The sequence below is a fragment of the Pontibacter burrus genome (assembly GCF_010686685.1).
GTDB lineage: Bacteria > Bacteroidota > Bacteroidia > Cytophagales > Hymenobacteraceae > Pontibacter > Pontibacter burrus.
The window spans coordinates 117,288-128,667 of the sequence record NZ_JAAGWD010000004.1; the positions used below are offsets into that span (position 1 = coordinate 117,288).

General features: G+C 50.3%; 2 protein-coding genes. Both read right to left on the reverse strand.

Translation table 11 applies throughout. The features are described from left to right. Positions 1–771 precede the first annotated feature (771 nt). On the reverse strand, positions 772–1,776 hold the full coding sequence (locus GXP69_RS10115) for a PorP/SprF family type IX secretion system membrane protein (protein ID WP_163914952.1): 1,005 nt from the start codon (positions 1,774–1,776) through the stop codon (positions 772–774). 8 nt (positions 1,777–1,784) lie between these two features. Further along, positions 1,785–11,156 carry a gliding motility-associated C-terminal domain-containing protein gene (locus GXP69_RS10120; protein WP_163914953.1) on the reverse strand — a complete coding sequence of 3,124 codons (9,372 nt, stop codon included), beginning with the start codon at positions 11,154–11,156 and terminating at the stop codon, positions 1,785–1,787. Positions 11,157–11,380: the final 224 nt, after the last annotated feature.

Genomic DNA, 11,380 nt, shown 5'->3' on the forward strand with positions numbered 1-11,380 from the left:
TATAAAGTAAGAGTTTAGACTCTATAGGCTACCGTTCTGTAGTTCCTGTTTTGTCATGTCGAGCGTTAGTCGAGATATCTTATTTGTCCTGCCTATTGTCATTTCGAGTAAAGCGAGAAATCTATCTCAACTTATAGTTGCTAAACAGCCGTCGTTCTATAGCTAACTATAGTTGACAACTCGACACAAGCAGTTCGTTCTATAGTTTCCTCTTATCCTGGGAGCTTTACTCACCGACTGTGCTATAGTTTGCTTTGGTGCGCTCACGGAAACTCTCGAGGCGCTCAACCCAAAGACTGAAATCCTTCGATAGCTATAGTTCTTATGGTTGGAATGGCTATAGTTCTGTCGCCTTTCCGTGGTGGTAGTTCCTTGTGTCAGGCTGCGCCTGCCTACCGTGGTCTGTAACTATAGAACTTGGCTAGTGAAGTAGTAACGGCAGAAATTTCCCCTCTTGGGAGGGGTAGGGGTGGGTTAAAAGAGAAACTATGAAACTATAACTATAGCAGTAGCACATAAACGCCCTCTGCTGTTTTTAGGAGAGGGCTGGGGTGAGGTAAAAATTCCCCGCCTTAGAGAAGGAGGGGTTAGGGGTGGTTGGAATAACGCCAACTATAGAACTATAGCCACAAGTACACCAATATCCTAATCCCACAAAACCTGATTCAAACATTCTCCTCAATCACCGGGCCATCCAGCAACACCTGAAAAATAAAATCCCGGCAGAAAGAAACTGCCGGGATTTTGAGCTAAACTGATCTATAACTATGTCTACCAAACCCATTGCGGGCAAAGTACTCTGGCAGCGTTGTTGAGTTTGATGCCTACTACTACTTCGTGGCTACCAGCTGTTACGCGGCTCATGCTGGATGTGGCAATCTCATAAGAATAACCCACATCAAACAGATAGCTCAGGTTAACACCGGCCATAACCGCCCAGGCATCGTTGTGCCGGTACGACATACCACCCCACACATATTGGGCATACAGCGCCCGCACGTTCAGGTCAACGGCTGGTGTGGCTGAGTCTGTCATCTTCACCATAACCGAAGGAATTACGGCAAGGTCGTTTGTTGTCTGGAAACGGAAGCCAGCCGTGGCGTAGAAGTGTGGCTGCAGCATCATAGATGGCTCGTCGGTAGATACGATCTCCTGTTTGCTTTTAAGGAGTTGCATCCCGGATAAGCCAACATAAAAATCAGGGCTGTATAACCATAATCCTACACCAACATCAATCTTGCTCGCCGTAAGGTTACCACCCACCAGGTACGGATCGCTGGGGTCCAGCACCTGGGCACGGTCTACGTCCACGTTATACTGGGTAAAACCGCCTGAAAGGCCGCTTGCCAGTGTAAGGTAGCGCGTAATAGGTTGGTGGTAGGAATACGTCCCGTTTATAGTGGATGTACGAAGCAATCCGGCCTTATCTACCTGCACAACGGCGCCAACACCATGGTGCGGCACCGACTTTTTATAACTGTTTGCACTCGAGAATCCTGACCGGGTAGTTTTCCGGGCCTTCGGAGATGTTCTGCCACTGGCAGGGTTTCCGATCGAACCATGGATGGTAAAATAATAGGTTTCAGGTGCACCCTCTATGCCGGCCCACTGGCCCCGGTAGCTTGTGCGCAGGTCTGCATAACTTTCGATGCCGCCCACTGCAGGGTTTGTAAGAAAATTGTTCAGCGCGTACTGCGTGTATTGCGGACGCTGCTGTGCCAGTGTGGTGCCTGCTGCGGCAACCAGTGCCACTACTATAGTTAAAATACGTTTCATAGCCGGCATTACTTAATAATAGTTATACTTCCTGAAATTGGTGCTTCGTCTTTCGACAGATAAATGATGTAATAGTAGGCGCCGAGCGGCATTTGCTTGCCATTGTGTGTCCCGTTCCATGGCTCACTGTAGCCTTTGCTTTCGAAAATCTTTTCTCCCCAGCGGGTATAGATCTCCACTCTGCAATCAGGGTACTTATCCAGGTTCTCCACATGGAACACATCGTTAATGCCGTCGCCGTTTGGCGTCATGGCATTCATCGGGATGATAGCCGGAACAACGGTTACTGTTACTGAGGCGGTAGCTGTACAGCCTTCTGCAGTTGTGATCGTTACCGTGTAGGTCGTGGTCTTTTCAGGATTGGCCAGCGGTGTCGGGCTGGTTGGGGCAGTTAATCCAGTAGCCGGCGACCAACTATAGGTTGCTCCTCCCGATGCTGTCAGTTTGGTTGAGCGTCCTTCCCGTATCGTTACATCGGCACTAACATAAGCCTGCGGCTCCACAACCGTTACTCTTACCTCCTGGCGGGTGGCACTTTCGCAGCCGTTGCTGTTTACAGCCTGTACCCAGTAAGAAGTAGTGCTGTAAGGCGTGGCTCTGTACATGGTTCCTTCGCCTAAGTAAGTACCGCCTTTCGGAGCATCGTACCATTCCAGTTTAGTGCCTGGCAGTATGCCGTTTGCCTGTAATATGGCGGTTGCACCAGGGCAGATTGAAACAGAAGCTATAGTTGGCAGAGTTGGCCGCGGTACTACATCCATCTTCACAGCATTGCTGATGTGATCGGCGCAAGGGCCTGATGAGCGTACCACGCGTCTGTACCAAACTGTTCTGGTTGCAGCTTCAGTAGGTGCATAATGCTGGCCGGTTGCACCGGTTATGTTTATGAAGTTACCACCGTCAAAGCTCTGCTGCCACTGGTAAGTGTAAGGCTGGCCCGACTCAAAAGCTACCGAACCGGTTAGGGCTGCCGGCACATTGCCGCTACAGATCACCTGCGGGTTGCTGATGGTGTTGTCGGTGATCAGTTGGTTTACAGTGATCGTTACTGCACGACGGTTGCTGCTGGCACAGGCAATGCCTTTGTCTGCATCTACCGTGTTAACTGCCTCAACATAATAAGTTGTAGTTGTGTGCAGTGGCTGCGTGGCAAAGGTAACGCCCGAGGCAATGGCAGTTCCGCCTGATGCGGTGTAATACCAGCGGTAGCTCAAGGCACTTGTCGGGTTGTTGATACGCAGGGTAACGGCTGAGCCCGCGCAGACTGTAACATTATCTGCCTGCGGCATGGCCGGCAACTGAGACACCGTAATTCTGACTGCGTTGCTTATGCTTTCGCCGCACGGGCCGGCCACGTTCACGCGTCTTCTGTACCAGGTATCCTGCGTAAGCGTTCCCGGGGTATAGTTCTGGGCATAGGCACCAACTATACTCACAAAGTTAACTCCGTCGGTAGACTGCTCCCACTGGTAATAAGGGGTGGCAAGTCCGGTGCCGGCCGGCTGTGAGCCCTGCAGTAACGATGGCGCACTTCCGCTGCAGATCGTCTGTGTTCCGCTTACCGTGTTATTTGTAATGGCAGATGTTACTGTTACCGTAACTGCTTCTGCCGGTCCGGCGCAATAAGCGGTAGTGCCAGGAATCGCTCTGTAAGCCGTTACATAGAAAGTCGCGTTAGATGATAGCGGTACTGTTGTATAGTTTGTGCCTACACCTACCATAGTGCCATTTGCGTCGGTCCAGCGGTATTCCAGTTCCGGGTCAGGGGCGACAACAGAAAGTGTAGCCGGGCTGCCAGTACAGATCGTGGCATCATTCGCCACAGGAGTGCTTGGTTTGCCTACCACCTGTACATTGGCCTGAACCCTGGCGGCACTCGTGCAGCCTGCCGTGTTCACAGCTTCTACATAGTAAGATCTGCTGGAGTAGAGTGCTGTTTCCGAAGTGAACGAGATTCCTGTTCCGATCACCTCTGTACCGGCTACATCGTTGTACCACTTATAGGTCAGGGCAGGGTCAGGGTTTGCTACGAACAGGGTAACCTTTTCGCCGGAGCAGATAGAAGCCCCAGCAACTGTAGGCGTAGCCGGCAGTGGTGCAACACTAACCACAACAGCTTTACGGGCAGGGCTTACACAGCCTGCAGCTGTAACTGCTTCCACGTAATAAGTAGTGCTTTCTGTTAAGCCTGCTATGACAAAGTTATTGCCTGTGGCCAGTAAATCGCCTGCCTTATTATACCATCTGTGGCTGATTGTCAGGTCGGTTTGTGTTACGCTAAGAGTTACCGTTTGGCCAGCACAGATAGCCTTGTTTGCGGCTACAGGCGTGGCTGGCAATAGGGCCACCGTTACATTAACAGGTGTTCTGCTACTTACACAGTCGGAGCTGTTAATTGCCTCTACATAGTAGGTTTTGTTAGAGGTAAGGGCTCCTGTTTCGTAAGAAGTACCGGTATGGATGGCTACACCACCTGTTGCAACGGTATACCACTTGTACTTAAATGCTGCATTTGCCTGGTTTACTATTAGAGTTGTCTCGCTTCCTGCACAGATAATCGCATTGCTTAAGTCAGGTGCTGTCGGCAAGGCCTGTACACTAACCGTTACCGCTTTGCGTGGGCTGGCGCATGCCTGGGCTGATGTGGTATAAGCTTCAACATAGTAAACCGTATTTTGCGTGAGGTTTGGTGTCTGGTAAGAGGAGTTATTGCCAACCAGATTACCATCCTTGTCAAACCATCTGTAGTTCAGGTTCACATCCGGGTTTGTAACCGATAAAGTGGTACGCTCGCCTGAACAGATCACACTGTTTTCGGCCTGAGGTGTTGCCGGCAGCGGTGTAACAAACACTGTTACCGCTTTGCGAGGGCTAACGCAGCCACCTGCATTTACTGCCTCAACATAATAAGTGGTTTCTGCTGTTAAGCCATCTACACTGAAGAACGATGTAGTGGAAACCGATAAGCTGTTACCACCGGTAGCTACATTGAACCAGCGGTAAGTATAGCCTGGCTCCGGCGCAGACACTGAAAGCGTAGCACGTGCTCCGGCACAGATCGTAATGTTATTGGCTTGTGGTGTTGTTGGGGCAGAAAGCGTGGTTACTTTTACGATGTTGGTTCGCTGGGCAGGGCAGATGCCGTTTGGTACGGAAGCCACTCTGCGGAACCAGGTAGCTACGTGCAGCGCGCCCGGCTGGTAATCTCTGCCGGTTGCACCCGCTATCGGGCTATAGTTTGTACCGTCTTCACTGCTTTCCCACTGGTAGGTTACCGAACCTGCTCCACTCATCGCCGAAGAACCAACTATAAGTGCCGGCGTAGCTCCGCTACAGATCATCTGGTTGCCGCTGACAATGCTGTTGTTGGAGATTGGCTGCGTAACATAAGCCGTAACTATAGTTCGGGCGGTGTTTGCACAACCTGATGCCGTAACAGCTTCTATGTAATAAATGGCATCGGAAGCGAGGGCAGGTGTTGTGTACGTTGAGCCTGTGGCTACCAGTATTTCGTTGTCGTCGTACCAGTTGTAAACTATAGTTGGGGCGGCGTTCTCAACATAAAGGGTCGCTGTACTGCCTGCGCAGATACGAACATCGCTTGCTACAGGTGCTGCAGGCAATGGCGTCACTGTCACATTCACGGCCTCACGCGGACTTGTGCAGCTTGGAGATGCCTGTGGCGCTGCCTCTACATAGTAAGTGGTACTGGTGAAAATGGCCTCAGCTGGTTTATAGCTTGTGCCGGCTGCCAGCGGTGCCCCGTTCTTATCAAACCATCTGTAAATAAGCGTGGCATCCGGGTTAGAAACGGTTAACGTTACCCGCTCGCCTGCGCAAATGGTAAGATCTGCTGCTACCGGCATGGCAGGCTGTGGTGTAACAGTAACCGTAACTGCACGGCGTGACGGGCTGATACATCCGTAAGCCGAAACGGCTTCTACATAATAGGTTCTGTTAGAAGTAAGCGCATTGGTTGTGTAGGATGTTCCGGAAGCTACCGGCGTGCCACCTGTTGCGGTGCTATACCAGTTGTAAGTAACATCGGGAGCTACAGAGTTTATAGTTAAGGTGGCTGCTGTGCCGGAGCAAACTGTTACGTTATCTGCAACAGGTAAAGCCGGAAGTGGTGTAACGTTAACGGCTACTGCTTTGCGGCCACCGGTACAGGCAGGAGTACCACCTGTTGTTGCCTCTACATAATAAACAGCGTTTGTAGTAAGCGCCGGCGTGGTAAACGAAGTTCCGGTTGCCAGTAAATTACCGCCTGCATCGTACCACCTGTAAGTGTAGCTCAATGTTGGTGCTGTTACGGTTAAAATTGCGCTCTGGCCGGCACAGATGGTTCTGTCGTCGGCTTGTGGCAGAGCTGGCATTGGCTGTACGGTTACAGTTACCGGCTTACGCGCGCTGGAACAACCATTTGAGCTCACTGCTTCAACGTAATATGTAGCAGATGCTGTAAGGATGGCTGTTGTGTAAGAGTCGCCGGTGGCTATGCTGCTACCGCCTGTTGCTACATTATACCAGCGGTAGGTTAGGTTTGCATCCGGGTTATTTACCTGCAGCGTTGCTGTTGCATTCTCGCAGATTGTTCGGTTGTCGGCAAGTGGCGTCGCAGGAATCGGTGCAACCGTAACTTTTACTACGTTGCTATAGTGTGCCGGGCAGGTTCCGTTAGCTGTTTTTACGATGCGTCGGTACCAGGTAGTGGCGGTTAACGCCCCAGGAGCATAGTGCTGACCGGTGGCGTTTGCTATAGTTGTAAAATTGGTGCCATTCTCGCTGCGTTCCCACTGGTAAGCAAAGTCGCTGCCGTTGGCTGCCGGTAATGTTCCCGTAAGCTGGGCTGGAATGCTGCCACTGCAAATGGTTTGGTTAGCGGTAATGCTGTTGTTGGTGATCGGAGGAGTTACGGTTACAGTTACTGTTCTGCGGGATGGGCTCACACAGGCTGTTGATGTACTGGTAACTGCTTCCAGTTGGTAAGTCTGGCTGTAACCCAGGATATCTGTTGTAAAGGAGATACCGGTTGCAACCACTGTTCCGCCCTCATACCAACGATAAATTAACCCCGGCTGTGGGTTTTTTACCCAAAGCGTGGCATTGTCGCCGGCACATATCACAGCATTATCTGCATCTGGTGTAGCAGGCAATGGCGTTACCTGCACGGTTACCGCACCGCGCGATGTGCTGGCGCAGCCGCCTACCGATACGGCTTCTACATAAAACGTGGTGGTCGCGTTAACAGCATTAATAGCATAGGTATTGCCTGTTGCCAGTAGTGTACCACCAGACGCTGCTGTGTACCAACGGTAAGTTAAAGTAGCAGCCGGATCTTTTACCGCTAGGGTAGCAGCTGAACCGGTGCAGATGGTGATGCTTTCAGCAATTGGTGTTGGCGGTAATGGTGTAACGGTAACTGCAACCTGCGATCGTGGGCTTACGCATCCTGCGGTTGTTGCTGCTTCCAGGTAATAGATTCTGTCTGAAGTAAGGGTACCGGTACTGAAGGATGTGCCTGTTGCAATTGGTGAGCCTCCCGTAGCAGAAGTATACCAGTTGTAAACCAGGTTTACATCTGGCGACTGTACAGTTAAGCTGGCTGCTGTTCCGGTACAAATAGTTACATCAGAAGCAACCGGCGTTGTCGGGATCGGGCTTACCGTAACTATAACAGCCTTACGCGGACTGGTGCAGACAGGGCCTGTTACTGTGCTCGCTTCTACAAAGTATGTAGTGCTGTTTGTTAATAATTCTGTTGTGTAGGTTGTTCCCGTTGTCAGAAGATCGCCGTTAACATTAAACCAGCGGTAAACCATTGTCGGGTCCGGGGAAGTTACTGAAAGCGTTGTTCTCTGTCCGGCACAAATGGTTCTGTCCTGCGCCTGCGGCATAGCTGGCTGAGGCTTCACAGTTACAGTTATTGCCCTTCTGCTGCTTACACAACCTGCACTGCTTGTCGCATCCACATAATAAGTAGTGGTGGCCGTAAGTGCTTCCGTAGTTAAGGTTGGTCCAACTCCAATCGGGTTAACTGCTGTTGCCGAACTATACCACTTATAAGTGAGTGTGGCATCCGGAGATGTTACACTTAATCTTACAGTTTCGCCGGCACAGATCGTGCTGTTGGCAACAGCAGGCGTAATTGGTAACGGAGAAACCGTAACTTTTACTGCATTACTCACATGCTCCGGGCACGCCCCTGTTGCTGATTTTACTTTTCTGCGGAACCAGGTGCTTATAGTTAAAGAGCCCGGTGCATAAGATGCATTGTTCGCGCCTGCTATACTGGAGAAGTTAACACCGTCTTCGCTGCGCTCCCACTGGTAAGTGTAAGTGCCGCTGCCACCTGTTGGCGAGGTGCCCGTAAGGCTGGTCGCGGTTCCGCCACTGCAGATGGTCTGGTTGGCAGAAATGGTATTGTTGCCGATGTTTGGCGTAACAGTAACTATAACTGTTCTGCGGGATGGGCTGGTGCAGGCTGTACTGGTGTTAGCCACAGCTTCCACGAAGAACGTAGTACTGTTACCGAGTATAGCAGTCGTAAAAGTAACTCCGGAAGAAAGTAGCGTACCGCCGGAATACCAGTTATAAGTAACTGTAGGGTCTGGGTTCTTTACAAACAGAACAGCTGCATCTCCGGCACAAATGGTCGTGTTATCAACTTCTGGCGTAGCTGGTAGCGGCGTTACGGTTACATAAACCTCTTTTCTGTCCGGACTGGTGCAGCCGCCTATAGTTGCAGCTTCCAGGTAATAGGTTGTGTTTGCTGATAGAATTCCGGTTGTATAGTTGGTGCCGGTCGCAAGTAAGGTGCCTTCTGTTTCTGCATCATACCAACGATAAACCAGGTTGGCATCCGGCGAAAGCACTGCCAGGGATGCAGAGCTGCCAGCACAAATAGCAACGTTATCAGCCTCTGGTATAGCAGGTAGTGGCGTTACAGTCACTGTTACTGCGCCACGAGCCGTGCTCACGCAACCCGATTCTGAAATGGCCTCGATGTAATAGGTTTTGTTGGATGTAAGAATGCCTGTGTTATAAGTAGCGCCGGTTGCCAGTGCGCTACCACCGGTTGGCGTAGCGTACCACTTATAACTATAGTTGGCATCCGGAGAATTAACCTGCAGTATAGTTGCCGTGCCGGTACAAATGTTCTGGCTCTGAGCCGTAGGGGTAGCTGGCAGCGGGTTAACTGTTATTTTGACCGCATTGCTAACCGAAGGAGTGCAGTTGCCTGAGGCAATTACCGTTCTTCGGAACCACGTAGTTTTAGTCAGGGCACCAGGAGCATAATCTTTACCGGTTGCCCCTGCTATGTTCTGAAAAAGGCTGCCATCTTCCGAAGCTGCCCACTGGTAAGTAAAGCCACCACCACCGCCGGCTGGTAAGGAACCCTGCAGCGCGGCAGGTACAGTACCACTGCAGATAGCCTGGTCGGCAGTTAAGGTGTTGTTGGTGATAGCTGGTGTTACAGTTACTTCTACCGCAACTTTAGGACTGGCACAACCAGGCGATGCTTTGGTGACTGCTTCTACATAATAAGTAGCATTGGCAGTGAGCAACCCTGTGTTATAGTTGATGCCGGTTGCCAGTAAGGTATGGTTGCTGTCGTACCATCTGTAGAAAATTGTAGCGTCGGTCGGGTTAACGGCAAGCGTTGCGCTGTTGCCTTCGCATACGGTAACATTAGCTGCAGTAGGCGCAGGTGGAAGTGGTGTTACGGTTACCTGAACTGAGCGGCGTGTAGAGTAGCAGCCCGAAGTAGCAGTAGCCTCTACATAATAGGTTTTGCTGGTAGTGAGGGCAACTGTTGTATAAGAAGTACCGGTTGCCAGTACTGTGCCTCCAACTTCCACATCGTACCAACTATAGGTAAAACCTGCATCCGGATTAGTAACCGTCATGGTTGCCGGAGAACCATAGCATATCATCGGCTCTGCAATATCAATAGAGGCCGGCATTGGTGTTACTGAGATCAGGACGGTATTGCTGTAAGTGGCAGGGCAGGTGCTGGCTCCTTTTACCATTCTTCTGAACCAGGTAGTGGTTGTCATAGAAGTTGGCGCGTAATCTATAGCATTGGCACCCGGAATATCTGTAAAGGTAGTACCGTCGGTGCTGCGCTGCCATTGGTATATGTAAGCGCCGCCACCGCCTGCAGGCGTCGACCCGATTAGCGGATCTGGTTTGCCGCCTGTGCAAAGTGCCTGGTTGTTACCAATAGTGTTATTAGTGATTGGAGGAGTAGAGTTGGCTTTTACTTCTACCCGAACAGAGCTGAAGCAGTTGGTTTGAGCGGTAGTAGTAGCTTCAACAAAATACGATACAGGCCCTGTTACCGGGTTAGGTGTAACAAAGGTTGGCCCGGTGCCCAGCAGGGTAGTGCTGGTTGAAGTGGCATACCAGTTATAGATGGTGTTACCGTCGTTGTTGGACACAGTAAACGTAGCCCGGCTGCCATAACACACCAGCGCATCGGTAACTATAGGCATGGCTGGCATTGGGGTAACTGTTACTTTTACCGTGTTGGTCTCTTCGCCGCAACCTCCGTTGTAAGCAATTCTTTTAAACCAGGTAGTGACATATAGGGGTGGTGGCGTGTAGTCTTTGTCGGTAGCAGATGCAATAGGGCTGTAGCCGCTGTTAGGGCCTGTAGTACTTATCAGCCACTGGAAGGTCATGTTTTGTGGCGCATTACCTGTAATGGTTCTTGGCCTGGTGCCGGCGCATATCTGCTGATCCCCGTTGAGTACGGTGGCATTACCATTGGTTAATGACGAAGTTATAGTTGCTGTCGTGCGCGGTGAAGTACAACCTGAAGCCGTTAATGCTTCTACATAAACTACGGTGTAAGATGCATTAGTTTTAGTATAGGAAGTACCCCAAACCAACAGGTTGCCATTGGTATCGTACCATTTGTAAAGCAGATTCGGGTCCGGGTTATTTACCCACAGGGTGGCGTTGCTGCCTGTACAAACAGCCATGCTCTCTACATTCGGGGCCTCCGGTACTTTCTCTATCGTAATTATCTGCGATGCCGTCGCCGATTCTCCACAGGGTTTGGTAACAGTAACGGTAATGGTTTGCTCTCCTGGCGTCGGGAAGTTGATGTTAGGGTATGCAGCGGTAGCAACTTCGGTTCCGTTCAGGCGCCAGCTATATTTCAGGTCGGCTACGGCTCCTCCGTTGGCCGTATATACCGGCTGATGCCTTGGGTTAGTAGCACTGAACGAAATAGTGGTAGGCCCGCAATAAAAATGGTTGCCAGGCAGCGTAACAGCAGGTGCCTGACAACTCTGCCCTTGTGCAATTGCAGCTGTTGGTCCGTAACTATAAAAAAAGAAAATAAACAGCAGCGGTAAAAGTATTCTCATAAGCAAAAAGTAAAAACGGAAGATCTTATATCACGGTAGTTTTGAAATTGCACTATATAAACTTAAAGTATAGGATGTACTGTTAAATGTTATGCTATATATTCTTATAAACTAATTTGTGTATTACTGATAGTAGTAAAGGTAAAACAGAAGGCAATATTACTAAAATATGTTCTTTGGCAAAGCAGTAAGATTTTTGTATGCTATTGATAATTAATAAATAA

What these genes read in the sequence shown, in the direction of transcription:
- GXP69_RS10115 (WP_163914952.1), bottom strand. Translation starts at nt 1,776, where the DNA reads ATGAAACGTATTTTAACTATAGTAGTGGCACTGGTTGCCGCAGCAGGC.
- GXP69_RS10120 (WP_163914953.1), bottom strand. Translation starts at nt 11,156, where the DNA reads ATGAGAATACTTTTACCGCTGCTGTTTATTTTCTTTTTTTATAGTTAC.